Consider the following 26164-nt stretch of genomic DNA (forward strand, 5'->3'; position numbering starts at 1 on the left):
ACCAGCGATGCAAATAAGATAAACACGCATAAATCGCATGCGTTATATCTTCCGTCCCTCCTTCGTGGGGGCACCGCCGTATCCCATTTTTCCATACTGTCAGAATGACTCCCACATGAGTGCTGGGCGGTCCGCTGAGCCTCTTACTATACTTGGAGGTTCTACTTCTGACCCGGATAGCACCACTCGTATGGCTTCGGTTCATCTCAACCCTTGGAGATAGGGCTGCAAACATTCCTCTGCAATAGATCGACGGGAGCATAGGAGCCGGCGTCTTTCCTTGCCTGTACCTCTCGCAGCCAGACTCGCCGGTCCATCCATGCTTTCGCTTCAAACAAGGGAGATTGAGATGACGCTCAGCAGCCAGAGCTTTATCGAGGCCATCGCGGACAAGCAGGCGGACATCGCCGCGTTGAAAAACCGGGTCTATAGCGACGTCATAGATGACGCGGGGCTGCAATACGTGGACCTGGTCATGGAAGGTGGCGGCGTGCTCGGGATCGCTCTACTTGGCTACGTCTATGTGCTAGAGCAGGCTGGGCTGCGATTTGCCAGCCTTGGCGGCGCCTCGGCGGGATCCATTACGGTCCTGGCGCTCGCGGCGCTAGACGTGCCGGCGGCGGCCAAGAGTGAAATGCTCATCGAGATCGTGGCCAACATGCCGATGGCCGATTTCGTCGACGGCAAGGACGACGACGACACGGACGCCTCGGATTTTCTCGACACTATACTTGCGCGCCGCGGCCTGATGAAGGCGCTCTGGAAAGGCATTCAGGTCGTCGATAACTTCTCGGAGATCATGGGCCTGAACCGTGGCGAACACTTTCATCGCTGGCTCAAAGACATGGTCCTCAAGCCCCGTGGCCTTACCACCACGAAGGCGCTGTTGGCACAGATGGGCACTACGCCGACGGGCTGGCGGCTGCGGGACGACTCCCTTCACCGGGAGTCTCAACTCGAGGGCCAGCCTGCGTTGCCACCGCTCGATCCCAAGGACTGCAAACTATGCATCGTCGCCGCGGACATCTCCACAGAGACCAAGCTCGAATTCCCACGCATGGCCGGTCTCTACTGGGCAGATGTTGACCAGGTAGACCCAGCAGACTACGTGCGTTGCTCGATGTCCATCCCGTTCTTCTTCCGCCCCGTGAAGATTCCACTGGCAATGCGCGACCCAGCTCACGAGAAGCTGTGGTGCGATCTGGCCGGCATTAATGAGGTCGATATCGAGAAGAAGCGTTTCCCACCGAAGTTTAGCTTGATCGTCGACGGCGGGGTACTATCCAATTTCCCGATTGACGTCTTCCACAATCCGCTCAAGGTGCCGACACGACCAACGTTCGGCGTCAAGCTACAGTGGGACGAGCGAGCGCACAATATTGACCGTCTGCAGGAAATCGTCACACAGACCTTCAATGCGGCCCGGCACTGCCTGGACTACGAATTCCTGAGGAAGAACCCTGACTTCAACCGGCTTGTTGCGTACATAGACACGGCCGAGCACGACTGGCTGGCGTTCAGCATGGCGGATGCCGAAAAGCTCGACCTTTTCCGTCGTGGCGCGCTGACCGCGATTGACTTTCTGGCTCGCTTCGACTGGCAGGCGTACAAGACGATTCGCGAAAGCCTGTCGGCCGCGCAGATGACGGCGGCAAGCACGATGCCGCGGAGCCAGTTCCGTGGCAGCAAACCGGACTGAGCGTTCCATCGGCCATGGCTTTTGGTCCGCTCGCCTCCCTCAGCCCAACAGCCCAGCGCGCCGGTAGCGCTGTCTCGGTCGTCTTCGCGCTGCTCGCCGGTGCGTACCTGCGCGTCAAGCGCGGTCAATTCAGAGGGGCCCTTTCCGTATCGTGCCGCCGTCGACTTCGAGATACCGCGGGGACAATCCCGAGCAAAAGCGATGCTGGCCGCCTTACGAAATACCACCCCCTCGGCGTCCAGGTTTTGCGCCTTCACACGCCCATCGACTCTCTGTGCCTTCTGCGCTACTCCGTGGCGATCTCGCTGCATTGCATACAAAGCGGCGCCGGCCAGGGGTCTAACTACGCCTCATTGGCAGCCACCATGGCGTGGCTCGCACATCTGGCGATTCCATTGGACGGCAGTGGGAAAGCGATACTGCAGATGCTCGGCGGGCGGACGGCCTATCCATGGCGCGTGTTGTCATCGGTATGTATGCTCGCGAAGCTTGCGGCTATCCTCCTCGGTCTGGCGTTTATCGTCGCCGACGGCCCCTACCGATTCCTGCCGCGCATCTGGCACGCTTAAGACGCGCCGGCCACTACGCCCCCATAAAGGAGTCCACCATGCCAACTCGGGACGACGTGTTGTGGTTCAAGACCCAGTTCCAACCGCGCATCGAGCCGCTGTTGGCCAACTCCCCGCTGACCGTCGACTTCCTCGCCGCAATCGCCTGCCAGGAAACCGGTTACGTGTGGTCTAGGCTGCGTGCAAGGCTGCCGATCGACCAGGTGCTGGCCCTATGCGTTGGTGATACGCTCGACGATGACAAGGGACGTAGCGCTTTTCCAAGGAACAAGGCGGCGTTACTAGCTGCCGCCCACGGCGACGAGATGTATACGATCGCCCGCCAGGCACTCATCGACATGTCGAAAGAGATTCCGTCGTTTGCCGCCGTGGCAAAGCGGCCAAACAAGTTTTGCCACGGTTTTGGCATGTTTCAACGGGACCTGCAATTTTTCAAGTCCGACCCTGACTACTTCCTGGAGAAGCGCTATGCGACGTTCGAGGGCACGCTCGAATGTTGCCTGGAAGAACTCGGCCACGCTGCAAAGCGGCTCGGATTCGAGGGCCGCGCGTTGTTGACTGACATGGAGCTCGCCGCGGTGGGCATCGCTTATAACACAGGCAGCTTCACTCCAAAGAAGGGCCTACGCCAGGGTTTCTTCGACGGTCAAAAATTCTACGGCGAGCAGCTCTTCGATTTCCTTCAGATGGCCCACACAGTGGCCCTTCCTGGCAATTCTCCGCTGCTGACTCCGCCACGGGAGAACACGGCTGTGGTGCCATCACCGAGCCCGGTGATCGCGCAGGGCACATTCCTGCGCGTGGACACGAAGGAGGGCATGTTACGGTTGCGCAGCGAACCGAAGATCAGCGATCCGCCGCAAGCGAACGTGGTCGGCCACATGCCTGACGGGCAGCCGGTGCGAGCCTTCACGGGCAAGGCCCGCAATGGGTTTCGGGAAGTCGAGACCTCGCTGAACGGTGCGCTGCTGCGTGGATTCGCCTCGCAGAAGTATCTCGTGGCCGACACCGGCGTCACGGAGATTCCCATTGTCACAGCGTCAGAGGCGCCACCCGTCACCGGTGTGGTCGCGGTCTTCATGCCCAGCCGGCCAGGCCACATCACAAAGCGTTCGGACCCGGCCGGCGCGCACTCGCTTAACGAGCCGAATCAACCAACGCGTGCGGGCACATCTCCCGACGAGCTCCGCGCGTCGCTGAGCGCCATAATTGACTGGCTGGCTGTCGACAAGGCGGCGCACGGGCGTTACCAACCCCATGACGGTCTGACGTTCTGCAATATCTATTGCCACGACTACTGCCACCTCGCCGACGTCTATCTGCCGCGCGTGTGGTGGACGACCCGCGCCATCCTAGCGCTGACACAGGGCCAATCCGTCGAACCGCTGATTGGCGACACAATCGCTGAAATGCGTGCCAACGATCTGTTTCGCTGGCTTCGGGACTTCGGCCCCACTTTCGGCTGGCGCCAGACCGGCACGCTGACCAAGCTACAACAAACGGTCAACCAGGGGGCGATCGGCTTGATCGTCGCTCGGCGCAAAGAGGACGGTCGCTCGGGTCACATCGTTGCCGTGGTACCGGAAAGCGCCGTCGAGAGCGCCAGGCGTGATGCTATGGGCGAGGTTACCGCCCCGCTCCAGAGCCAGGCTGGCGCCACGAACTTCCGCTATGGCAAGGGCCGGGCCAATTGGTGGAACGGGATGGAGTTTGCCGAGAGCGCGTTCTGGGTACACGCTTAGTCCCAGTGTGCGCAGAAAACCGATGGCGTTGCCGGCGGCAAGACTATCTCAAAAAGATCAGGATGATCGTACCGATCAACTCGGCCTTGGAGATCGCAAAGGAGTGATCCATGAATGCAATGATAGAAGGTGGTATCAAGGCTGTGAAGCTAGCGGCCCCGACGCTCGCTGCTGCAGTTTTGATCTACTTGGTTCCGTACGCATTCTTGGTTACGGTGGGGTATGATACGATCAAAGATTTTTGTCCATTTTTCCGATCACCGATTTCCATCTCTACTAACATTTATGAGTGCGAAAAAATCTCGACATCATTGCAGAGAGGAAAAAAATCAGGATGCAATGATTTTAACAAACCTGAATTGGACTTAATCAATAGTGCGCAGGAGAGAATTCTCAAAGGCGCCGAGGCACAGTTTGACCTTATTAAGTCGTTTTTTAAATGGCAGTATTTTTCCACATTATCGGCACTTATTGCTGGCGCGCTGAGCGCTATGACCTTGTTGGCGATCTCGATATACGGATGGGCGTCGGCACCCGGGTGGCTGAAACCATCTTTTTTTCTATGCTCTGCATCTGTGGCATTCTGGGTTGCAGTGCCCCAGGTCTACAGGTACGAGGAAAACATTTCGGCTGCGCTAAAGCGTCACGCATTAGCAAGTACGACGCTTTGGCAACTCAGCACAATACGTGCCACCGGTCGAGATGCAGACGGAAACTGGGTTAACCCTCAAAAGACTCTGTGGAATCTCACCCGGCAAGCCGGAGAGGCGGGAATCATTGGCATTGCATTTGACCAGAACAAGGCGATGCTTTTGAAGCTAGAGAAGCCGAGCCAATAGTATCACCAATAGGCAAACAATAATATTCTTCTAATTTCCAGAATAAGTTGGAAACGGCGCCTATCAGAACTGCCAAGCCGATATTTCTCGCGAGCCTCCGAGTTCTCACGCCAGGCACTCTCAACAGTGTCGATCCGTAAGGTGCGGATACCGGCAGGAGGTCGCGCATTCCCCACCTCGCGGTCTGGGGCGACTACATCAGCCAGTCGCCGTTATGGCAGCACTACCGGAGTGCCTCGACAGCCTATCTTGAAGCCGTGCGGCAAGCCGGCGCGACGTGCAGATCGTGGACCTGCCGGCGCTCGGTATCCGGGGCAATTCCCATATGGCGATGATGGATCGCACCGCCGACCAAGTCGCGGAGCTCGTGCAAAGCTGGATGGACAGCAAGGCGCTGATGCGGGCAGGATTGTAGGATCGCCCCGGATCGGGTGAGGCTTTCGCCCTTCCCTCGTTACTCGGCCTGCTCGGCGCGGCGCGCCGCGCGGATCCACCAGGCCCGGCTCGCTGGCGCAGGCCTGGAAGAATCGCTTGATCTGCCGGTACAGCGCAGTCAGCCTTGACCCACGGCGACCACTCGGCCCTGTCTGTTTCATTTCTGCCCTTCGGCGTTACGGTAGGTGCGCGTCGGCTCGGGTGCCGGCGGCGGCGCGACTACGGCAAAGCAACCGGCTGCCTGGAGGTCGGTCATCACTGATCTGCTACGCCACTAGCGCCAATGCTCTAATCGCGATGAAAATGTGAAATTCACGCAGCCTTTTGTACTGCGCCACTTGCAAGATCTCGCTGGCGCTTGCTTCGCAAGCAATAGTCTGCTTCCATCCCCTAGGAAAATCGACATGCAGCCTGACAATCAGATGGTTTGAATCTTGCTTGAGAAATTGAAATCGTTCGCCGCAGTACTAAAAGCCTCTCGGCTGGAGTTCCGCCTTTAGACTAAAGGCGTGCCTGGCCCAGCCCAGATTCTCCGTCGACATCCTCACGCATTTTGTGCGGAGCGCTGAACCCATGCCAACTAGAATCATGCGGGGCCGTTTGACGGGCTTGCGGCTTCTGTCCATTACAATGGCCGCCGCGCTGCCATTCCTGTTGATGTTGCAGGTCATCTATATAGAGGCCCAGCGGCAAGCGGAAGAAGAAGCCATTGCCGCCAGCGAGATCGTGCTGCGCCAAACCGAGACCATGCTCAATCAAGCCGTCAACCTGACGGGGGTCCTGGCCACACTCGCCGCGCAGCCTTGCGACCAGGTGGCAGCCCAGCTACAGCAGATCGGGGCCTTCAGGCCTTATTTCCGCTCGCTGTTCTTGGTGCGCGACGACACCCTCTACTGCTCGTCGGCAACCGGCGCATTGCAACTGCCCATACCGCATCTTACGAAGCGGCCCGGCCCGCTTCCGATGGGCAGAAGCCTGTATATCCTGCCGGGCACACCCAAGGTGCCCGACCGCCCGGCACTACTCGTGGCACTGCGCTTGGACGGCGGGCGCGGCGCCATCGCCACGCTGGACGGCCAGTATCTGCAGGATCTCCTCGCCGCTGCCAGCCCACGGGACCGCTTCGCCATGGCGATTGTGCTAAAACACTCAGGCAGCGTACTGGCGGGGCCTGGCGGGTCACCGCTGACCACGCCTGGCCTCGACACGCTCCCACCGCTACCGTCCGAGCGCTACCCGCTCTCCGTGCATGCCGGTATCCAGCCCTCGGTGATTGCAGCACTGCGCAATCAGCTGTTGGCTCACTACGCGCCCTTCATGCTGCTGGCATCGTTGCTGCTCGCGTACGCAGCCTATCGTTTCCATATGCAGCGCCTGTCGATGGTGGCCGAGATCCGCCGCGGCATGCGCAACAACGAATTCCATGTGCACTACCAGCCCTTGCTTGAACTCGCCAGCGGCAGGACATCTGGCGTGGAAGCGCTCATCCGCTGGAACAAGCCGGGTGCTGGGCCGATCCGCCCTGACCTGCTGTTCAGCGTGGCAGAAGACAACGGGCTGGCGCTTCCACTCACGCGGCATCTTTTTGCCCTGATACAACGTGACGTCGAATCGCTGTCGTTCCCGCCCGGCTTCCATATTGGCGTCAATATCACGGCGGAGCACCTAGCCAGCACGGACATGATTGCGGATGTGCAGTGCCTGCAGCGAGCGCTGCACGGAAAAGCGCCACGTCTGGTGCTGGAGATCACGGAACGCAAGGTTGTGCCCGACACCGATGCGGTGCTGAAGAACATACAGGCGCTGCGCGCGGCTGGGGTGCAATTCGCCATCGACGATTTCGGAACGGGGCACAGTTCGCTGGCGTACCTGGAGAGATTCACGGTCGACTACATCAAGATCGATCGCGGCTTTGTCTCGGTGATCAACACGGATGCCGTGAATGCGCCGGTGCTGGAGTTGATCATCGCCTTGGGCGCACGCCTTAACGTCACGCTGATTGCAGAGGGAATCGAGACCGAGACACAGGCGGCCTACTTGCGCGGCAAAGGCGTGAAGTATGCGCAGGGCTTCCTGTTTGCCCGGCCTATGAGCGCGCAGGCGTTGCAGTCGTGGATTGATAGCCAGTCACTGCAGGATCCAGGATCTGAGTTAGGTAGCGGGATTGCAGGATAACGCTGCGCACAAGGAGCCTGGTACGCTGCGTCAGTTATTGAGATTTCCGTAAAACATGACGACCGATTCCATGCTGGCGCGTTGTCTCTCTAACGGAATGGTTGGAGATGGGTGGCATGGCGAAGAAGCGCTGGCGGGCTGGCCGGATGCTATTGGCGGGCAAGCGTCCGGCAAAGGTGGCGTTGGCCGTGGGGCTAGCCCGACAGACCGCGTACACGTGGAAGGGCTTGCTCGATGAAGGCGGAATCGATGCGCTACGGGCCGTGCCCGGTCGAGGCCGTCCGGCCAGACTGGAGGACGAGCAACTCGCCGGACTGTGCAAGGCGCTACTACAAAACCCGACCGAACACGGCTTTGGCACCGAACTATGGACACTCAAGCGCGTGGGTGCGCTCATCCGGCGCATGTACGGTGCTGAGTTCGGACCAGCGCAAGTCTGGCGCCTCGTTGGGACCCTGGGTTTCAGCATGCAAAAGGCCTGAGCGCCGAGCAATCGAGCACGACGAAGAGGCTGTACGCCCGAGGAAGCAGCGCACCTGGCCGGCACTTAAAAAAACCCGGCGCGAAGGCCGATTGATCGTCTTCATCGACGAATCCGGTATCAGCGAACGCCCCACACGGATGCAGACCTGGGCGTTGAAGGGGCAAACGCCGGTTATCCGGTTCCACTTCGCTATACAAAAAAAGAGCATCTGCCGGTGGGACAGATGCTCGCGGGAAATACCAGGAGGGGGGTAACCTCACAAGTGAAGCAGCACAGGGGGAGCTAGCGCTACTGTTTGCAAGTATCGCGTCTCGATAGCCGAATAAGAATAGTAAAACATCCAAATACGTTCCCGCAGCAAAGGATTTCTCGGTGATAACACCGGCCGTCGACTCGATTGCCTGCCTGGGCGTCATCGCCAACCCAGCCGTCACCTTCGGTTGATGCTATTGCGCTGATTGGTTGCCTCCTAGGGTACCGAAGTCGATATATTGTGTCACTATAGATCCATCTGCCATAGCAGGATTAGCTGCCTGGTGTATGTGGCCGACCGCGAAGCCGACCTGATGGCGCTGATGCTGCATGCCCAAGCGCTGGGCACGCCAGCCGACTGGCTGGTACGGGCCACCCACAACCGCTGTCTGCACGACCCAGCTCGAACTCGGACTCAATTTCGAAGCACCGATACTGCTGATGGCTGGTCTATTAACGTTGCTGAATGCACAGCCTGAAGCAACCATCGTCAATGTGACAACGGGGCTCGTGCTCGCACCCAGGCGCTCGTCTCCCGTCTACTGCGCGACGAAGGCGGCATTGCGGTCTTTCACGCGGCTACTCCAGCTGATGATGAGACTCGCGCCTTCCGTGCACAGACTACCGAAAAGGAATACGTGTCATTGGCATGACGATCATCGAAGGGGTCCGAAACTCAGGCGGTGATGACTCGTGGGAGGATGGGCAGATCCTGGACCCCAACAACGGCGAGCAGGTGTCAGGCTCTCCACAACGTGACCTGCGCAGGATCGAACGCCGCAAAGGACTCCCGCACGAATTCGAGGAAGGCGTGCACCCGCGGAGTCGATTGCGCGCCCCGGCGATAAAGGGCGTAGACATTGAAGCCATCGGTGCATTCCCATTCGGGCAGCACGCGCTGCAGGCGACCGCTGGCAATCAGATCGGGATCGAAGCAGGCCATGCGGATCAATCCGGCACCCGCCATGGCCGCCACGATCAGGCCTTCTCGGTCCGCGCTCACCACGCTGGGCGTTACCTTCACGGTGCGCCTCGCCCTTCCGTCCTTGAAACACCACTCTTCGGCGGGCACCTGCATCCACGGACCGTGGAAGACCAGACAGCGATGCGCCGCCAGATCCTCGGGCGTATGCGGCTCGCCATGCAGGCGCAGGTAGTCGGCAGACGCGTAGATGGCCGGTCTGCCCTTTGCCAGCCGGCGCGCCACCAGGCGGCTCGGCGGCGGCTCGCCGGCCGTGAGCATGATGTCGAAGTTCTCGTCCTGCATCTTGCGGGGTTCCTGGACAGGCATGCACACCACGCGCAACTCGGGATGCAGGTCCAGCAGGAGATGCATCCGAGGCCACACGATGTGCCGGCCGAGGGGAATCGGCATGCCCACGCGCACGGTGCCGCTCACCCTTTGTTTGCGCCGCGCGACGGTGGATTCCAGCGCGGACAGGCGCGCGAGAATCTCCTGCGCCTGCTTGTAAACCAAGGAGCCGTCCTCCGTGAGCTGCATGCGCCGCGTGCTGCGATGCAGAAGCGTGGAGCCCATGGCTTGCTCCAGTTCGGCCAAGGCGCGGCTCACGGCCGAGGCCGTGAGGCCCAGGCTGCGCCCAGCCGCCACCAGGCTGCCCAGGTCGACGATCCGCACAAAGATCTCCAGTCGGCCCGCCTTGTCCATATCAGTGTCCATTCTCCGTTCGTAGATTGTTGAGTAAACCTCATGATCGGTTTGCAGATCAAGCTGTCGACAGCTTGAATGCAGTTTTCTACAGTGGCAAGCAAGACCTTCGACCAGGAGCCACCCATGACCCGCATGCCCCCTCCATCCGTGCGCCGCCGAATGTTCCTGGGCTGGGCACTGAGCAGCCTGGGCGGACTTGCCTTCGCGCAGACCCCCTCTCCTCTGCGAATGCTGATCGGTGCGGCGCCGGGCAGCGCCATGGATGTCGTGGGCCGGCAAATCGGCGAAGCCTTCACGGCGCAGACGGGGCAGTCCGTCGTCGTCGACAACCGCCCAACGGCAGGCGGCATTCAGGCGCTGGACATGGTGCGGCGTGCAGCCCCTGATGGGCTGACGCTGGGCCTGGTGCACGCGATGCAGATGACGGCCGCACCCGCGCTCTTTCCTAAGCTGCCATATGACCCCCTGCGCGACTTTACGCACCTGGGCATCCTGTTCGTGGGGCCGCAGGTGCTGGTGGTTCGTGCCGACACGCCTGTGCAGCAATGGTCCGATCTGCCGGCTTTCGCCAAAACCCGGCCCGACGGGCTGCGCTATGCCACCCCCGGCGTCGGATCGCCTCAGCATCTGAGTCTGGAACTGGTACGCTCCAGCACCGGCATGGAGATGAGCCATATTCCCTACCGGGGCCCCGCCGCCATCCAGGCCGTGCTGGCCGGCGAGGTCGACTTGACGCTGGAAGGCGCGGCCTTGCTGCTGCCGCACATCCGCAGCGGCCGACTGCGGCCACTGGCGGTTGGTGGAAGCCGCCGCCTGGCGGTCCTGCCTGGGGTGCCGAACTTTGGCGAACTCGGCGTGCCCGGTATCGGCGAGGTGTGGGTGGGGCTGGTGGCCCCGCCGGGGATGTCCGCCCCCCTGCGCCAATCCCTGAACGCCGCGATGTCGCGGGCCGTACTGGCGCTCAAGACGGACTACCAGGCTGCGGGCCGCATCGTTGATCCTAGCAGCGGCGAGGCCATGGCCGATACCATCCGAAGCGAAACACCTGTGTGGCGCGCTCTGGTTCGGCGCGCCGCTATCACCCTCGACTGAGGGCTGCACCTTGACACCTCGCCAGAAACCCCCGTCGCGCGCGAGGTCGCGGTGGAGCTCGTCGGGGCCGGTCGGGTCGAGTGCCCGCGTGCGCTTACGGACTCGCATTGTCCGCCAGCACAGCGATTCTCGAACAACCCGATGCGTGTTCTGGATCGGCACCTAAATATCTCAATAACGCATAAATCAACCTATGGGCGCAGATATTTCAATTACCCCATCCAGGGCAGGGTATTCGTTCGGATATGGCCGCCTAATACTGCGCCCTGCAGAACTGATCTCCCGCGGTTGACGGAAAGGCGACCCGCCATACCAATATCTCCTTGTGGCGGGTCGCCTTCTTTTTCGCCTAAATATCAAAATAACGCACGACACGCTCAATATACGCAGGCATTTCGATTTCCCGATCGATGGCAGGGTAGTCAGCCAGATATGGCACATCTAATATCCGCGCTGCGTTTAGAGGTTCCCGCTATTGACGCCCAGACGATCCGCGCGCGGGGAGCGACGGATCGTCTGGTTTTTTTCCCTTTCCGAGCACGAATACCCCGCGACGGCGAGACTGGAGTCTCCCTACCGCCTCGCAATCCGCCGTGTCTGCGATGGCAGCTCGCCGAACGCATCGCGATACACCTTGGCGAACATACCGAGCTGCTTGAACCCCCAGTGCATCGCGACTTCAGCAACCGACGCGTCATCGCTGTGCAGGAGTTCATTGCGCACGCCCTCCAGCCTAACCCGCTTCAAGTACGCCATTGGCGTGGTGTTCTTGAAGGTGGCGAATCCCACCTGCAGGGCGCGCACGCTGACGCCAGCGGCCTTGGCGATATCCTCGACGAAAATGCTGTCCCGCGCATAGGCATGGATGAATTCGATCGCGAATCTTACGTGCCGTGGTGACGGTCCTGGCGTCTTGACTACCAGCCTGTCGGCGTAATTGTGCGGCAAGCCCTCCAGGAAGGCCCCTACGGCGACGTCGCGTATGCTGGCCGCCGTGGCCATCGCCGTCACCCTGGATCTGTCATCGCCAAAGCACAATTGCATCATCTGCATCACGGCGCGGCCCAGCCTCACCCCGTCCGATTCCGGGGAGACCTCGGCCTGGAATGTCACCGGACGCGTCACCGGTGCTTCCAGCAGCGTCGATAGTCGCTGCGTGATATCGGTTGCGCCGACCAGCAGCATGTCGTAGCTGCCGGCCTGCCATTGCCATTGACTGACCTGCGCCGCATCCAGAATTGCGCAAGCGCCTGCCGACCAGGCGCGCTCCTGTTGCCCAATCCGCGCCCGCAGGCCGCCCTCATGGAGCAAAACGAGTGCGTAGCCGTCAAATTGCCTGTCAAACCGGAATTGAACGCCGGTCGTCGTCTGAATTTGATGCGTCACTGCTCCCCCGGCGAGACTCGACGCCAGCCGCACATCAAGATAATCTCCCCTCCCCGAGTCGATCGCGACATTGCCCCAGATCGGTCGCAGGCGCGCCGCAAACTCGCCGGCGTCGCTCGCGATAAGCTTCTGGGCATAGATCTCTGGTCTCTCGGTCATATTTTCTCGCCAATCATCCACACTGCTGGGGCGAGCCGCAAAGACGGTGCGCATACTTGGACGATGCGCTTTATTCTCATCATTTCCCCCTCACTTCCTAAGTGATCAAATTCTGCCAGAAGTTGTAAATTAAAGACATTCACACGCTATCTTGATTGACCCAAAAAAATGGGGCAGAAACCCCGGCCAACGGCGTTTCTGGAATTCCGCTATAGGCCGCAAGAAGCTCAATAACCCTTGTTCAGGAGGCTATTTGCGCACTCCACTCGAAAAATGAGAAGCAATAAAACTCAATCAAAGGCGGCGATCTGCATCCGACTATTTCCAGCCGATCACAAACGTTTTGACGTAAGTCGTGCAGGCCATCGTCAAGATTCTTCTCTAGGGAGAAACCCGCGTGTAGACTCGCGGCGACGCCAATGCCGACGCAAATTCGCGGCGAAGATCGCGATGCGACATTGGCGCTCCAAGTCGCGCTTTGGGGAAAATCCAGTGCGGAAGTCGCATGCCGGGATAAAAAACGGGGGGAGGGACTGTGAACGGGCAGCTTAGGGACATTCTTACTACACTACCGAAACTTTCGGTTTCTCAGGTCCAGGAGATTCAGGCGACGATCATTGTGATGCACGCCGAAGGCATCCCAGCGAATCACGTTCCAATCACTCCCACTAGACAAGGCCTGACTGAACGTCAACTGGTCGTACTCGCCCTGGTGCTGGAGGGACTGCCCGATAAGCTCATCGCGCGCCGCTTGGGCTTGGCGGTGAATACCGTCAAGCAACATGTCGCCGCCATCCTGAAGCGCCTTGGCGCTCGCAAGCGCATAGAGCTTATATCGAGGATCAAGCCGCTCCTTGAAGACAATAGCGGCCCATCTGTTTGCCCAACGAGCGATGTACCTAATCAACCTGTCGGCGCGACATTGAGCTGCACTTTCGAGACAAAAGCCCTCGGCCTCACGAACCGCCAAGGTACTGTGCTACGCCATTTGCTCGATGGATTGTCCAACAAGGCCATCGCACGGCATCTCGGTTTAACGGAAAACACCGTCAAAGAACATGTTTCGGCCATTCTGCTCCAGCTTGGTGCACGCTCGCGACTACAAGTCATATCCAAAATGCGACAGATCAGCTTAGCTTCGCCGGCCTCGACCGATTAATTTAATATCTTTATCACGCACTAAATATCCATTATACGCATTGTCTTCTACCATGCCCCTCCGGTGCGGGGTAGAAACTCATTGTGCTCGCTGATCTGCCCGGCGCATGCTATTGCTTGATAAAGCACGTCTTCCCAATTGCGGCTTTCGGCAGCGTACGCTCTGGTCGGCTGACCTATGCGCATCACTATTGATCTCGCCACGACCCTCCTGCTTCACGATACCTCCACATTGGCGGGCGCCATTGGCATCCTGAACACTCGCCGGAAATCCACCAAACCAGGCGGGTTGGCGATGCTGGCCACGGGGTTCAGCGCATTGGCTGTTGGCGCCACCCTGTCCTCCCTGGGTGAGCGGGCCGCGCTGCCTCCATGGCTATGGGCGCACCTTGGTCTCCTGCTCGGCATCACGGGCTACGTACTGGTCTGGGGCGGCATGCGCTGCGTGAGCGGTCGGCGCAGAATCCATCGCTGGCTGATGCTCTCCGTCCCCACGGGATGGTTCCTTGTCGGGATCATCACTCGGTTTCCACTCGTCGACACCCTGCGAGCCAGCGCATACCATCTCACTGCCGTATGCTTCCTCACCGCCGCAGCCATCGAACTCTGGAGAGATCGCCTCAGTGACCCGCTCCCCTCGCGGCTGCCCCTGATTGCCTGCCTGGCAACCAGTGCGGCAATCGACGCGGCTCGCCTCATCTTCCTTGCGAGCGGCATCGCCGCATTCTTTGACCCGGCCACGGCCCTCTTCCTGCAGATCTTCGCCAATTTCCTGATCGCATTCCTCGTGATGGCCCTGGTCAATGAACGCAGCGAGACAGCACTCCTGCTCGCTGCGCAGACCGACAGCCTGACCGGTGTCGGCAATCGGCGGTGGTTCCTCTCCCGCCTGCCGGCCAAGGCGGCCCCCGGTAGTGCCATCGCTGTCCTCGACCTCGATCACTTCAAGGCGATCAACGACCGTTTCGGCCATCCCGCGGGGGACCAGGTGTTGGCCGCCTTCGCCAGAACTGTACAAGGCAGTCTGCGCGCAAGTGATGCCTTTGCCCGCTTCGGGGGCGAGGAGTTTGCGCTCTATCTGCCCAAAGTCAGCGCGGACAAGGCCGTGGAAATTGCAGAGCGGTTGCGAAAGCGCGTCGAAGCCACGGTCATCGACGCAGCCGGAACACAGGTCCAGGTCACGGTAAGCATCGGCATCGCATGGGTCGACGCCAGCGACAAGCACTGGGACCAGTGGCTCCAAGCTGCGGATCGTGCCTGCTACGTCGCCAAGCTGGCGGGCCGGAATCGCGTCGCGCGGCATCATGGCGCCGTTGCTCCCGGCTTATGCCTTGAGGCGGCAAACCGGGCTCTGGACTAGGCCACGCAGCCGTCGCCTTCCGGAGATCTGGAAACCGTCCCGTCCAGCCCGGCGTTGTATGCGCGATAGGCTGGCTTCCGCGGCACGCTGTTCGCCGTGATCGCCTCGATCTCGACAACCGTGCAGACATGACGAATACAACCTGCCGTTACTACTTCGCTAGCGCCGCTAGCGAGCTCAGATCGCCGCACTGCGTCGCCCTTCCGGCTCGCGAGCGCCATGAGCGCAACGGGGCTGTCTGCCGACCGGCAGGTTCCGGAGAGGTTGGTGCATAGTTGCCCTTTATGCACGCGCCATGTCGTCGGGGTTCGCCACCGAAGCGAGCCGTTCCCGTCGCTCTGGGCCCAACCCAAGCCCATACTTCAGCGACGATTTCCCGGCGAGTCACGAGATTAAGACAAGGTGTTGTCGAGCAACGTTGGGGCGCTCATTCCCGACGCACCGCTGGCGGCCAAGACGACATACACCGCCAAGCTGGTTGGCACGAACAACGGCCAGCCGGTGAACAAGACTTGGAGTTTCACGACGCAGTGAACAACGGTTCTGCGTTTTGGAAGGCCCGCTTCGGCGGGCCTCTTCAAATCGCCGCAGAAACAAACACGGCCCGCCAAAGCGGGCCGTGGTACTGCTAGGAGATACAGGCGGCGTCGGGTACCACCAGCGGGAGGCTCCTGGCTACCGACTCCACCCCTACGCCACGATGAACGTAGAAGGTGCCGCATTGCACGGCGGCACTTTTAGATTAGGCCACCTTTCCTACTTGCGGTGCTGATCATTGTGACGAAGATGTAAAAGGCTGCGCCGTTACGACAGCCGGTGCGCGTAACAGATCATCGGAGGTCAATGTTGTGTCGTGACGGTCTCAGATCCCGCCTAAGCTAGGAATACCGCACGGCTTTCGCGGCGGGCTTAGCGTCCTTCGTGGCGCTTGATTGCGTAGCAGGTTACAACTGGGCGGTTGGTTGCTTGCGACGCAGTGAATCCCTTCGTCATGTAGGTCCCAGGCCCGCTTCGGCGGGCCTTTTCTTTGCGAGGGGAGACACGGCAAAGTGCTGCTCCCCTCCGATCGGTGCCCGCCACTTAGTAGGGGTATTGAGATTTCCGCAATGCGGCAAACTTCGGTGCGTCAATTTGACTGACCCTCGGTTGCCGTTTTCGAGGTGTGTAGGTCAACTCCCTGCGCCTACACCCGTCCTTTTTGCATATCAACAAGAGGCGGGAAATGCAGCTGTGACGATTTACCTTTTAGGATTACTTCTTTTCGAAGCATCGTGGTTCCCCCCGTTTAGAAAAGTCCTCAAGGCCGCTCGCTTTAGCGGGTACTACGTCTTGGTAGCGTTGCTCCCCCTATCGAGTCGTTCGACAACTTTGTTGTACTTCTGAACACGCCGGACGGCATACACGCGATTTACAAGCACGCCATCACGTCCGTCCAATTGGAAGGCCGTGTCCGGCCGGCGGGCGCGGGTTCCGAGAGCGATTCCAAGGCACCCTCCGTAGTCGTGCGAAAGCGCCGTCCCATACGAAGCTGACGACGGCGAGCCAGGATCAACCCATCTCGATTACGCGGATTTTGATGGATTTACGCACCATTTAGGCTACAACGCTTGCAAGGCCTTGCGTTGCGGACAATAGTTTCTCTTCGCCCCCAACAAAATCGACATGCAGCCGGATAACCAGCTGGACCGAATTTCGCTCGACGAGTTGAGGTCGTTCGCCTCAATGCTTACCGATGGCTCTCTGTTTAAGCAGGCTACCTTGCGCGTGATCGCCGAGCAAGAGGACCATCAGCGCCGACAGAAGGCCAAGGCACACGAGATGCTCATGCAGGCAGACTAGCTCCGCAGTCTCAAAGATCCCCTCTCACGGGCAATAGTGTCCCAGCCTGTCGTTCCTTGCAATTTGTCGCTAGCGAGGCTCAAGATGCAATTCGCAGCTGCAGCAGGATACGTCGCCGTTCTCCTCGCCGCCCTCGTTACCTCGGTCCGTTGGGTCATTGAGAATGATCCTAGTCATCGCTACGACTGAGCGGCCGCGCAATAGGCGATAGCTGAACACGCGAAGCGGGGTCTCGAGCCCTCTAGTCATCTCATGCAAACCGGATACCGATTCCGCTGTTGCCCGACGCCAGCGCGGCAAGCCATTCTGCTGCGCTGGATTGGGTGCCAGCGCTTCGTCTACAACGCAAAAGTTGGTGAGGATCGATACTACCGGGCATTCCAGCGCAAGGCGCTGGTCTTGGTGGGGCAACATCCTCCGATTGACCAGGAATACGCGCGTTACAAGAACGCGGAGCTAACGCCCTGGTTGTTCGAAATCCCATCACAGGTGCTGCGCAATGGCGCGGTACGCTGGAAGCAGGCTACAGCCAGTTCTTCCAGAAACTGGGTGGACGCCCGACAATTCAGCGCAGGAGCGGCCCACAATCGATCTGGCTCACGAGCGAGCTGTTCTCGTTCCAACCGATTCTGCGCAGGCATCCGGGCGCAACTCCTTCCTCGGCAAGCTAAGGCGCTCTTGATCGGTCGCAGCTCAGTCGGCCGCTGGACGTCCTTCAGCGATCCATTGCTGGACCTCTCTCATCCGCAGGCGATAGCGAGAGAAGTTGTGTTCTCCAAGCCTAGAGAGATCACTCATGACGATCTCGTGGAGCTGAGTGGCAGCGCCCGGGTCCACGCCGAGACCCGCGATCGCTTTGGTCAGAGATTCTCGGTCCCGCACGACCTGCGCAACCACTTCGTAAATCGCCTCTCGATACTTTGCCCGGAATGGATCGGGCTGCCCGGCCGCTGCGATCTGGGCGGCGTACTTTGCGATCGATCGGCGATAAGTCCAAGCAAACAGATCGGCGGCGATGCTTGTATCGAGCAGTTCATAAACGCCGATCATAGCCCTACCGTAGTCGTCGTCGCTGACATCGAGGAAACTGAGCGGGGCACAGTTGTAAAGCAGAAGTGGGATGTTTGCGCTGAGACGACTGGTACGCTTATTCCCATCCTCGAACGGTTGGAGATATGCAATGTTCGCCCAAAGGAAGAACGCCGCTTCCACTGGGTTCTTGACCAACTTTGCCTTCTCAATGATCTGCGTCAGCATCTCATCTAGCAGTTGCGGGGCGTGGGAGGGCACGTACACGGTATTGCTGATATTCACCACCTTATTGCGGATGGTCCCGAGTGCATCCTCGTCCTTAAGCAACCCTTGCATCAACAGCGTATGCAGGTTGCGAACGATTGGCACGCTCATTCCGTATAGCGGTACCTCATCTATCAGGAACTCGATCGCCTGCTTGTGGTTCAGGAGCATTGTCGCATCCAGATCGCCAGGATCTGCCCGCCCTGATTCGAACAATACCTCCGTATCGAGCCTGGAGTACCTGTTCCCCTCAAGACGGGAGGATGAGAACGAAAGATCGATCAGCAACGGAGCGATGACATTGCGCGCGTATGTACCTGCCGGCTGCTGGCCTTGCATCCGCCCTTCCCTGTATAACTCGTTGGCAAGGGATTCAGGAAGCAGGAATGTCTGGTTCGGCTGGTAGTCGTCGACTATCTTCCGTTGGTAGCTCACGGGGATGCGTACGCCCAATGGAGCATCGAGTCGGACCGTCAGATTCTTGGCCGCGGCGGACCAGCTCAGAGCGGCTGTCCCTACCGGTGCCGGCGCTGGTGCATCCGCCGCCGGCGTGCTCGATACCTGGGCGACTGCGACAGGCTGCGCCAGTCCCTGGAGCCGGTATCGCGTGCTGGAAGACCTCCCCAGCCGCTCGATCATCCCGACGGCCTCAAGTCTTTCCAGATAGCGGAGCACAGTGGCTGGAGGCGCATCCACAGCGCCTTCCACGTCTCTGCGACGCAATTCGACCTGACCTGCGGCGGCGCGGTCCCTAAAGTACTTTAGGATGCCTTCGAACAGTTCGATTCTCGCCATCTCGGTGCCTCAAGAATGATTCGAGGTTGATCTCAAATCAATCTTACATCAAAATTGATCAGAGAATGTCAGCTCGAATCATTCTCGCTGGATTCCTCAAATCAAATTTGATTCGAGCACATTGGCGGAGCCCCAGGGATCGCTAGGCTGTTGGCATCGATGCAAACGAACCGCACAGGCGCAAAGCACCCCGCCGCAGCACCGAGGTTGCCCCTCCAGCAGCCTCCAAGGCGGCGACTATGCAAGCCAAGGAGCTTGTCCGCACCATTTCTCATTTGAGCTATACTAATTGCTCAAATGGAGATCGATATGACTACCGCCGTTGGCGTTAGAGCCAAAGCGGCCGCTCGTAAGCCGCACGCTGGTTTCCGCGTCAGCGATTTTTCTGCGGTCCATGAGGCCAGCCTGACGACTCAAGGTGTCTTATACGTCATCCAAATCATCAGAGCAGGGATTCCGGCTACCGACGTCTCACGTCTTGCGCAGCTCATGGGCACGACCAAGGAGCACCTGATCAAGACCCTGAATCTGCCAAGGGCGACGGTCGACAGAAAAGCGAAGGCGCATCAGAACCTATCTAGCGAGCAAAGTGAACGCGTTGTAGGCATGGCGAAGCTGGTTGGCCAGGTGCAGGCCATGGTCGAACGGTCAGGTGATGGGACAAACTTCAACGCTGCCCAGTGGGTGGCACAGTGGCTCGAGCAGCCCTCTCAAGCATTGGGCGGCCAACGCCCGGCAGAGTTGATGGATACCGTGGCCGGGCAGGAAGTCGTCTCCGACCTGGTCGCGAAGATGCAGAGCGGAGCCTACGCTTGAGGACCGTCTGGCGAATCGCAACGGACACGCCTGACTACACGGCCGACGACCGCAGTGGCGCTGGAGCCAAAGCCACTGGCGGGCGCTGGAACCGACAAGGCACCTCGTTGGTGTACTGCGCATCCAGTATTGCCTTAGCGTGCCTCGAGACACTAGCGCATCTGGGCGCCGCGAGTCTTCCCCTGAGCCGGTATCTGGTTCGGATCGAAATCCCCGACGACGTCTGGGCCGCTGCGTTGCGGATGACGGCCGCGACTGCACCCGTCGGCTGGGACGCTATCCCTGCGGGGAAAACGAGTTTGGACGCTGGCGAGGCGTGGGTGGCATCGAAAGGATCGGTGGTGCTCGTCGTGCCGTCGATCGTAGTCCCGGAGGAACTCAACGTCCTCATCAATCCGGAGCATCCGCAAGCCGCGCTGATTTCCTATGCAAAGCAGCGGCGTTGGCTCTACGACGCGCGGCTCTCTTGAAAAAAAGCCCGCACATGCAGGCATTTTTTTCGATCTTGCATGCAGCGGCCGAGGAGCACCTCGATCGGGACGCCGCTGTCAGAATCCGTATGGCGCGCGGCTCCAGTCCTTCAGTACCCGGTAGTCGTGCTCGGGCAACACGATGGTACCGGCCTCGGCCGCTGCCAGGATCTGCTCCCCCACCCAGGGCCCGAGCCGATTGCCGTGCAACATAAAGAAGAACCAGGCAAAAGCGTGGCCCGCACGCACGTCGAATCGGAGCAGCTCGTCCCATAGCGCCAATACGGATGCGCGGCGCTTCTCCTTGATTTCTGGCAGCCTGCGCGTTGTGGTCCAGGCGGGAAGCACTGCCAGGTGGCGAGACTGGTCTCGCGGGTTCGTATAATCGCTGACCTCGAAGACCCAGTGGTCGGTGAGCGGGGCGCCGTTCCTGCCCGCGCTCGAGCGATCCCAGTCAGCAAAGAAACGTGCCAGCCGCGGCTTGCGGTCGCGCAACTCAGGATACGTATCGAAGTACCGAGATGAGTGGATTTCACCCGTCCGCATATTGCGTGTCAGGACGATGACGCGCGCTTGTTTAGCCTTCTCTGCGTCATCCAACTCGCGCTCAAGGCGCAACACCTCCGCGAGATCCTCAATCCTCCCCAGATGATAGGACGGGGCGCCGAACGGCATACGCGCCTCAAGCAACATACCCCTGCAGCTGGTTTGCTCCAGCAGGCAGTCGAGTGACCTGGGTTCAGCGTAGATATCCGCGCCAAACAGCGTCCGCTCGATCCAATATTGGTATCGGCTTACGATGATCTGGTAGAACTCCGCGGTGCCCGTGCCGTAATGAGCTACAAAACAGATTCGCTCGATTTCGGCATCCGCGAACCGCAGTTCACCGTCCTTGTGCTTGCGCCACACAGCCACAGGATCGCCACCGACGTCGCCGAGCTCCGCCTGGACCCATTCCCGGTACACCCCGAGAGAGCTCCCGTCTGGCGCGATGACAAGACAATCAGGCGTCCCAAGCGAAAATCCGTCTCGCACATTGCCGAGCCGGACGGTGCCCAAACCTGTCCGACGAAGCGCTTCAATCAGCTGCTTGTGGCCACGAGAATCCGTCGCAGTCGCAACAACAGTGTCAATCACATCGTGTGAGAGCGGTGGTCGGGAGATGGTCAACGCATCACCTTGCAAAGGGTATCTTCGGAGTTATTCGGATGTGCTGCCAGCAGGCAATCTTGCCATCCCCGAGCTTTTCAATCGAGTGGATCAGTTCGGTATGGCTTCGCCCGTGAGGGGGGATCAAGCAGCGCCGAAACGCTGCTATCCTGAGGCCAGATTCGACCGGCCATGATTTGCGCGAGATGCAGATGATAAAAGCCCCCTTTAATCTTCCAAGCGGAGCCCGTTGGGCAATTGCAAGCGCAGCAATTCTGTCGGTGATCGCCGTTCATAGCATAGCCACCGACGGCCAGCGAGACCAGCCGGTGGACGACCACGAGGCCACTGGCGCCGGCAACTGGTATTTTGCCGTCGCATCTACTGAACCCGACGCACTCCCGAAGCCTGATTATTTTTTCTTTAGCAGTCAGAGTGAATGCGAGAAGCGCTGGCGAGAACTAAAGCAAAAGAAGACGGTCCTAGTTACATCGGCCTGCAGGATCACGACTATGAGGCAGATTTAATAGCAGCTTCAACCCGGTCGCGCGAATGTTAAAAATACTGTAGGCTTAGTCCTTTCCAACGGAGAAGCCAACATGGCGACATATAAGCAACTATTGGCCGAGAAAGAGAAAATCGAAGCTCAGCTGGTCGAAGTCCGTGCCGCTGAGGTCGCTGACGTGATCGAGAAAATCCGCGTCCTCATGGCGGAATACGAACTCACGGCCGAAGACATTGCGCCGAAACGCCGCCGCGGCAGACCGGCGGGAACGAGCGCAACGACCGCTGCCGCCCCAAAGACAGAATTGCCCCCGAAATATCAGGACCCCAAGACAGGCGCAACCTGGTCAGGCCGTGGCCGCGCTCCGGGCTGGCTCGGGAAGAATCGGGACAAGTTCCTGATCGCCGAGGCCTGAGCGGGCACCCTCCCCCGCTCCCGGCTGGGTGGGTTGGCGGCATCCATCGACGGGGCGCCTAGACTGTTAACGGAAGCGCGAATGCAGCAATTCGCGCTCCCGTCCCATGGCCGCCAGACAACCTCCCCCGCCGCTCCAAGACCTCACGCCAATGCTCTTGAGCGAGAGCAAGCACGTCCCGGATGGCAAGGCTTGGCGCTACGAGCTGAAGCTCAAATGCGTACCCCGGTCCGTTGCTTTTCTTCCAACGTTGCCGCCACGGGACGGCCGTTGCGTTTGGACAACAGGGGTGTTGCGATCGACTCAGGGCAACTTGGGCTCAGCATCTGGGTCATGCGCTTGGACGACCAGGATTCCGCCGGTCTGTTTCTCAAGGCCTTCAAGCTCTATCCGGACGACGAGCGGATGGCCGCGGCCCAAGTACGAGGCCTCATGCTTCAGAAGAGGCGACGGGGGGCGCGCAGCCGGGGAATCCGCCCTTGAGCGGTTCCCGGACTCTCTGCAGGTCTGGTTAGCGCTGGCCAACGTCCGGCTCCTGCAAGGTCAACCCGTGCAGATGAAGGATGTGCCTGAGGCATTGAAGCAGGAGCCAGACACTCTTCAGTTCGTTGCAGTTACTCAGGCGAGCGAGCTCATTTCTGGGCGTCTTTCGGCGAGTCAACGGCGAGCCAATCGGGGAGCACGGCCCACAACTGGATGTTAACGCTGAAATAAAGGTCGACCGCATCGTAGGTGTCCCCGCCAGATACCTCGCTAAGGATGCCCTCCTCGACGAGGATACGGACAGCCGGATCCCAGGGGGGCAGCCGTCGCGTGTGGGAAGCCTTCATATGGAAGCCGTGGAGGACAGTCTTGCACTCCGGTGGCAATCGGACAAGGCGATCAATCTTCTGTCGGCGAGCACGTTCCATGTTGTCAGCGGCCTGCTGCCACGCGCGCTTCTCCCTCCTCCGGCGGAGCCAAGCGGTTGCCACCCAGCCCACGAGGGGCACGCCCACGGCCGTATAGACCCATTTATCCGCCTCCCAAGAAAAGTTCAGCACCCCATTCCTCGCTTGAAATTGTTGCGCCATATCTGTTGCCGCCTACCAACTGGGACGCGCTTGGCCATGGCCAAGCGCCTGGAAAGTCATGGCCATGGCCGCCCCACCGACACGCTGCAAATGGGCCAAAGACGCAGCCTGACATTGTACTCATCGCCCACCGCAATCCACGTTAGCCAGCGTGGCGAGTCTGGGGGCGCGCCCTCGCATTCCCGTATGGCGGCGATTGCTCACTTGTAGTCCATTCTGAGCATGAAGCGACCCAACGACGACAGGGCTCCTGTGAGAGCACGGCAGCACGAAGTCATGAACATCAGCGGCCAGCGACGTGAGCGATGCGACAAACACCCCTTCTCCATCACCCTGAACAGGGACATACCGAGACGATCCTATTCCATGACGCCACACAGCGGCCAAAAAATTGCCCCTCGCAAAAGAGGGGCCGAAGAGACTTGCGGGCTACTGACAGCCACAACCCAACTTGCGGCAACCCGGAAATCTTCGGCGATACTATCAAAACCTCGGAATGCGAAAACGTGAAATAAAGCCAATCCGCCGTTAATTGAATAAATGATGCGCAATTGCGATAACTTCGCCACTCCCCAGCCCGCTACAACCAGGCCTGCATCTCGCCCTGCCCGTATTTCTGCCTTCGTCGCAGTAGCTCGCATCGGCTCGCTCACCACTATGATGTGGATCCGTATGCAGATGGCTGACTGGAACAAAGGCGCAATGACCGCAGGTAAGAAGATGCGTTTGGATCGGGAAGGCTGGTTATGAACGGGGCGAACTTCGATGTCAAATCCTGCACGAAGCTAACCCTAGTTTGGGGTAACCGAACGGTGGGGCAATGCGTAAAGTTTCGGGCCATGGAGTTGCCTCAGACTCGACGCCTGCAATTTGCGCAGGGGAGAATCGCTCCTTCCGTTGGGCGCGTGGAAGCGGCCCTATGGAGCCTATGTAGTTCTTCGAAGCTCTATTTCACACCTTCATTCGATTCGCTGTCGGGGCGACGAATCGAGCATGCAAGCCGTTCCCTTATAAAACGCCGGCCGTGAGTCGGCTTGATGTCGTTCGAGCCTCCGACAACGAAGAGACATGGGGGTCAGCGTGCATCGGATCGTTCGGCACTACCAGCGTGGGAAAAAGCGGGTCCTGAAGAACGGCGTCTCGCTGGAGGAAGCCGAGGCACACTGCCACAGCTCAGAGTCTTCATGGAAGACCGCGACTCGCTGCGAGGTCCATGTGCGGACGGAGCGTAAGGGCCCGTGGTTCGATGACTATGAAGAGGTCAAATGAGCAATAGCTCCCCTAGACCAGTCACTATCGCCGCCATCCCACACCGCCTGCATCGCCTCCATCCGCCGCGCGGCCTGGGTCGTCACGTAGCGCGCGGTGTATCGAGGGAGGCGTGCCGTGGCGTGGCACTCAGAATACGAATTCCTCGCCAGATTTCTGCTTCACGACGTGACGGAGAACGTCAATAAAACTGCGTCGCATGTCATTGGACTCGCCGTCGTCCCACACTAGGCCGATTACGCCGAAATTTCGGGGTGTGTGCAGCCTCAGGCGGTGTACCAATCCCTGGTGATGCAGTCTGCGGGCGACCTGACCGGCCAATGCCGCAACGTCGTTGCTCTCTTCCAAGAGCGCCTGAATCAGAGGAATCGAGGAGGTCTCGATATGCGCGCGAAGCATCAGCCCTGCGTCCAATAGCGCCTTTTCCAGGCGTCTGCGCATCAGTGTATTCGCTGGTGGCGCGATCCAGGAATAAGGCTCCAGGGATTTCCAGCCCACGTCGGTCTGCATGGCTAAGGGATGCATGCGTCCGACCACCACTTCCATGGTGTCTTCGATCAAAACCTCGCTTTGGAAATTGACGCCATGCATACGCTCGTCTAAGAACCTGTTTCAAAAAGACCAGCTGGGTACTGTTAACCGCAAGGCGAAGCTGTTAACCTCGTCCGTTGTGACAACAGGATAGAGAGGATGGGCAAGCCGATCATCGACGACGAATTGTGGGCATTGATCGAACCGCTTCTGCCGCCAGCCAAGCCGCGGCGATTCCGGTATCCGGGTCGTATGCCGGTGTCGGACCGGGCCGCATTGACCGGCATCCTGTTTGTGCTGAGAAGCGGCATTCGCTGGAACGAACTACCCATCGAAATGGGCTGCGGCTCCGGGGTCAGTTGCTGGCGGCGGCTGCGCGACTGGCAAAGCGCGGGGGTATGGGATCGCCTGCACGAGATCTTGCTGGCAAAGTTGCGTGCAGCGGACCGCATCGATTTCTCGCGCGTCATCATCGACTCCTCTTCAGTTCGGGCGGTTGGGGCGGGCCAAAAACAGGACCGAACCCCACCGACCGCGCGCGACCCGGTTCCAAGCACCACGTCGCTACCGACGCCAACGGCACGCCGATTGCGGTCATCCTGACCGGCGCGAACCGTAACGATATCACCCAGCTTTTGCCTCTGATCGAAGCGATTCCTGCGATCCGGGGATGTCGAGGCCGTCCCTTGCGCAAGCCAGGTCGGATCTACGCAGACCGCGCATACGACCACGACAAGTATCGTCGACCGCTTCATGCTGCCGGCATCCCGACTTCGATCGCCCGGCGTGGTCAGCCCCACGGTAGTGGACTCGGCAAGATCCGCTGGGTCGTCGAGCGTACTCATGCCTGGTTGCACGCATTCCGTCGTCTGCGCACCCGCTTCGAGCGTCGCGCAGACATTCACGAAGCTCTTCTCAAGCTGGCCTGTTGCCTTATTTGCTGGCGCACCCTTCAGCGTGAAGAGAGTTCATTTTGAAATGAGTTCT

22 protein-coding genes and 3 pseudogenes are annotated in these 26164 nt (G+C 59.7%); 19 read left to right on the forward strand and 6 right to left on the reverse strand.

The genetic code is table 11. From position 1 onward, the window contains the following. Positions 1-349 precede the first annotated feature (349 nt). The 8 genes and pseudogenes from AC3FOF_RS38830 to AC3FOF_RS38865 all read left to right on the forward strand — a co-directional run. Complete coding sequence (locus tag AC3FOF_RS38830) at positions 350-1699, forward strand: patatin-like phospholipase family protein (protein WP_488729636.1); 1350 nt, start codon at positions 350-352, stop codon at positions 1697-1699. A gap of 14 nt (positions 1700-1713) precedes the next feature. Then, complete coding sequence (locus AC3FOF_RS38835) at positions 1714-2268, forward strand: hypothetical protein (RefSeq protein ID WP_488729637.1); 555 nt, start codon at positions 1714-1716, stop codon at positions 2266-2268. Between the two features lie 38 nt (positions 2269-2306). Next, positions 2307-4010, forward strand: coding sequence for a hypothetical protein (locus tag AC3FOF_RS38840; RefSeq protein WP_488729638.1), 1704 nt, complete (start codon positions 2307-2309; stop codon positions 4008-4010). Positions 4011-4120: 110 nt separating this feature from the next. Further along, positions 4121-4849: a hypothetical protein gene (locus tag AC3FOF_RS38845; protein ID WP_488729639.1), complete on the forward strand. Its 729-nt coding sequence runs from the start codon at positions 4121-4123 to the stop codon at positions 4847-4849. Positions 4850-5126: 277 nt separating this feature from the next. Beyond that, on the forward strand, positions 5127-5264 hold the full coding sequence (locus tag AC3FOF_RS38850) for a hypothetical protein (protein ID WP_488729640.1): 138 nt from the start codon (positions 5127-5129) through the stop codon (positions 5262-5264). 593 nt (positions 5265-5857) lie between these two features. Next, the gene (locus AC3FOF_RS38855) at positions 5858-7459 is read left to right on the forward strand and encodes an EAL domain-containing protein (protein ID WP_488729641.1); all 1602 of its coding nucleotides are present in this window, start codon (positions 5858-5860) and stop codon (positions 7457-7459) included. A 107-nt stretch (positions 7460-7566) separates the two neighbouring features. After that, positions 7567-8131, forward strand: a pseudogene (locus AC3FOF_RS38860) (IS630 family transposase); the annotation flags it as partial. 490 nt (positions 8132-8621) lie between these two features. Further along, positions 8622-8882 (forward strand): annotated as a pseudogene (locus AC3FOF_RS38865) (SDR family NAD(P)-dependent oxidoreductase); the annotation flags it as partial. A gap of 52 nt (positions 8883-8934) precedes the next feature. On the opposite strand, the gene AC3FOF_RS38870 reads toward AC3FOF_RS38865, so the two are convergent. Then, positions 8935-9873: a LysR family transcriptional regulator gene (locus tag AC3FOF_RS38870; protein WP_488729642.1), complete on the reverse strand. Its 939-nt coding sequence runs from the start codon at positions 9871-9873 to the stop codon at positions 8935-8937. Between the two features lie 114 nt (positions 9874-9987). Here AC3FOF_RS38870 and AC3FOF_RS38875 point away from each other — a divergent pair, with 114 nt between their 5' ends. Further along, entirely contained in the window at positions 9988-10956 is a 969-nt protein-coding gene (locus tag AC3FOF_RS38875) for a Bug family tripartite tricarboxylate transporter substrate binding protein (protein WP_488729643.1), read from the forward strand. Positions 10957-11529: 573 nt separating this feature from the next. Here the strand turns inward: AC3FOF_RS38875 and AC3FOF_RS38880 are convergent. Beyond that, positions 11530-12501: an AraC family transcriptional regulator gene (locus AC3FOF_RS38880; protein ID WP_488729644.1), complete on the reverse strand. Its 972-nt coding sequence runs from the start codon at positions 12499-12501 to the stop codon at positions 11530-11532. Positions 12502-13036: 535 nt separating this feature from the next. Here AC3FOF_RS38880 and AC3FOF_RS38885 point away from each other — a divergent pair. The 6 genes and pseudogenes from AC3FOF_RS38885 to AC3FOF_RS38910 form a co-directional block, all read left to right on the forward strand. Beyond that, positions 13037-13660: a response regulator transcription factor gene (locus tag AC3FOF_RS38885; protein ID WP_488729645.1), complete on the forward strand. Its 624-nt coding sequence runs from the start codon at positions 13037-13039 to the stop codon at positions 13658-13660. A gap of 177 nt (positions 13661-13837) precedes the next feature. Then, the gene (locus tag AC3FOF_RS38890) at positions 13838-15019 is read left to right on the forward strand and encodes a GGDEF domain-containing protein (RefSeq protein WP_488729646.1); all 1182 of its coding nucleotides are present in this window, start codon (positions 13838-13840) and stop codon (positions 15017-15019) included. 405 nt (positions 15020-15424) lie between these two features. Then, entirely contained in the window at positions 15425-15553 is a 129-nt protein-coding gene (locus AC3FOF_RS38895) for a hypothetical protein (protein WP_488729647.1), read from the forward strand. 815 nt (positions 15554-16368) lie between these two features. Beyond that, positions 16369-16551 (forward strand): RNA chaperone Hfq, encoded by a 183-nt coding sequence (locus AC3FOF_RS38900; RefSeq protein WP_488729656.1) that lies wholly within the window; start codon positions 16369-16371, stop codon positions 16549-16551. Positions 16552-16681: 130 nt separating this feature from the next. Further along, complete coding sequence (locus tag AC3FOF_RS38905) at positions 16682-16858, forward strand: hypothetical protein (protein WP_488729648.1); 177 nt, start codon at positions 16682-16684, stop codon at positions 16856-16858. A 252-nt stretch (positions 16859-17110) separates the two neighbouring features. Then, positions 17111-17191: pseudogene (locus AC3FOF_RS38910) on the forward strand (helix-turn-helix domain-containing protein); the annotation flags it as partial. Positions 17192-17551: 360 nt separating this feature from the next. On the opposite strand, the gene AC3FOF_RS38915 reads toward AC3FOF_RS38910, so the two are convergent. After that, a complete protein-coding gene (locus AC3FOF_RS38915; protein ID WP_488729649.1) occupies positions 17552-18949 on the reverse strand; it encodes a Fic family protein in 1398 nt (465 codons plus the stop codon). Between the two features lie 309 nt (positions 18950-19258). On the opposite strand from AC3FOF_RS38915, the gene AC3FOF_RS38920 reads away from it, so the two are divergent. Together AC3FOF_RS38920 and AC3FOF_RS38925 are read left to right on the forward strand one after the other, a co-directional pair. Then, on the forward strand, positions 19259-19765 hold the full coding sequence (locus tag AC3FOF_RS38920) for an Xre family toxin-antitoxin system antitoxin (RefSeq protein WP_488729650.1): 507 nt from the start codon (positions 19259-19261) through the stop codon (positions 19763-19765). Then, the gene (locus AC3FOF_RS38925; RefSeq protein ID WP_488729651.1) at positions 19762-20235 is read left to right on the forward strand and encodes an RES family NAD+ phosphorylase; all 474 of its coding nucleotides are present in this window, start codon (positions 19762-19764) and stop codon (positions 20233-20235) included. The genes AC3FOF_RS38920 and AC3FOF_RS38925 overlap by 4 nt, the downstream gene beginning before the upstream one ends. A gap of 78 nt (positions 20236-20313) precedes the next feature. Here the strand turns inward: AC3FOF_RS38925 and AC3FOF_RS38930 are convergent, their stop codons facing one another. Further along, positions 20314-21405: a hypothetical protein gene (locus AC3FOF_RS38930; protein WP_488729652.1), complete on the reverse strand. Its 1092-nt coding sequence runs from the start codon at positions 21403-21405 to the stop codon at positions 20314-20316. A gap of 578 nt (positions 21406-21983) precedes the next feature. Between AC3FOF_RS38930 and AC3FOF_RS38935 the strand changes: the two genes are divergently transcribed. After that, the gene (locus tag AC3FOF_RS38935; RefSeq protein ID WP_488729653.1) at positions 21984-22304 is read left to right on the forward strand and encodes an H-NS histone family protein; all 321 of its coding nucleotides are present in this window, start codon (positions 21984-21986) and stop codon (positions 22302-22304) included. 632 nt (positions 22305-22936) lie between these two features. Here AC3FOF_RS38935 and AC3FOF_RS38940 read toward each other — a convergent pair. Further along, on the reverse strand, positions 22937-23377 hold the full coding sequence (locus AC3FOF_RS38940; RefSeq protein ID WP_488729654.1) for a hypothetical protein: 441 nt from the start codon (positions 23375-23377) through the stop codon (positions 22937-22939). A gap of 1398 nt (positions 23378-24775) precedes the next feature. Further along, complete coding sequence (locus AC3FOF_RS38945) at positions 24776-25237, reverse strand: LysR substrate-binding domain-containing protein (RefSeq protein WP_488729655.1); 462 nt, start codon at positions 25235-25237, stop codon at positions 24776-24778. A 99-nt stretch (positions 25238-25336) separates the two neighbouring features. Between AC3FOF_RS38945 and AC3FOF_RS38950 the strand changes: the two genes are divergently transcribed. Beyond that, positions 25337-26154, forward strand: a protein-coding gene (locus tag AC3FOF_RS38950) for an IS5 family transposase (protein ID WP_488728592.1) whose coding sequence is annotated in 2 segments (ribosomal slippage) — positions 25337-25685 and positions 25685-26154 — 819 coding nt in all. Because the reading frame shifts where the segments join, the coding sequence is not laid out codon by codon here. Positions 26155-26164 lie beyond the last annotated feature (10 nt).

It is taken from the genome of Cupriavidus sp. 96C5-1, assembly GCF_057798855.1.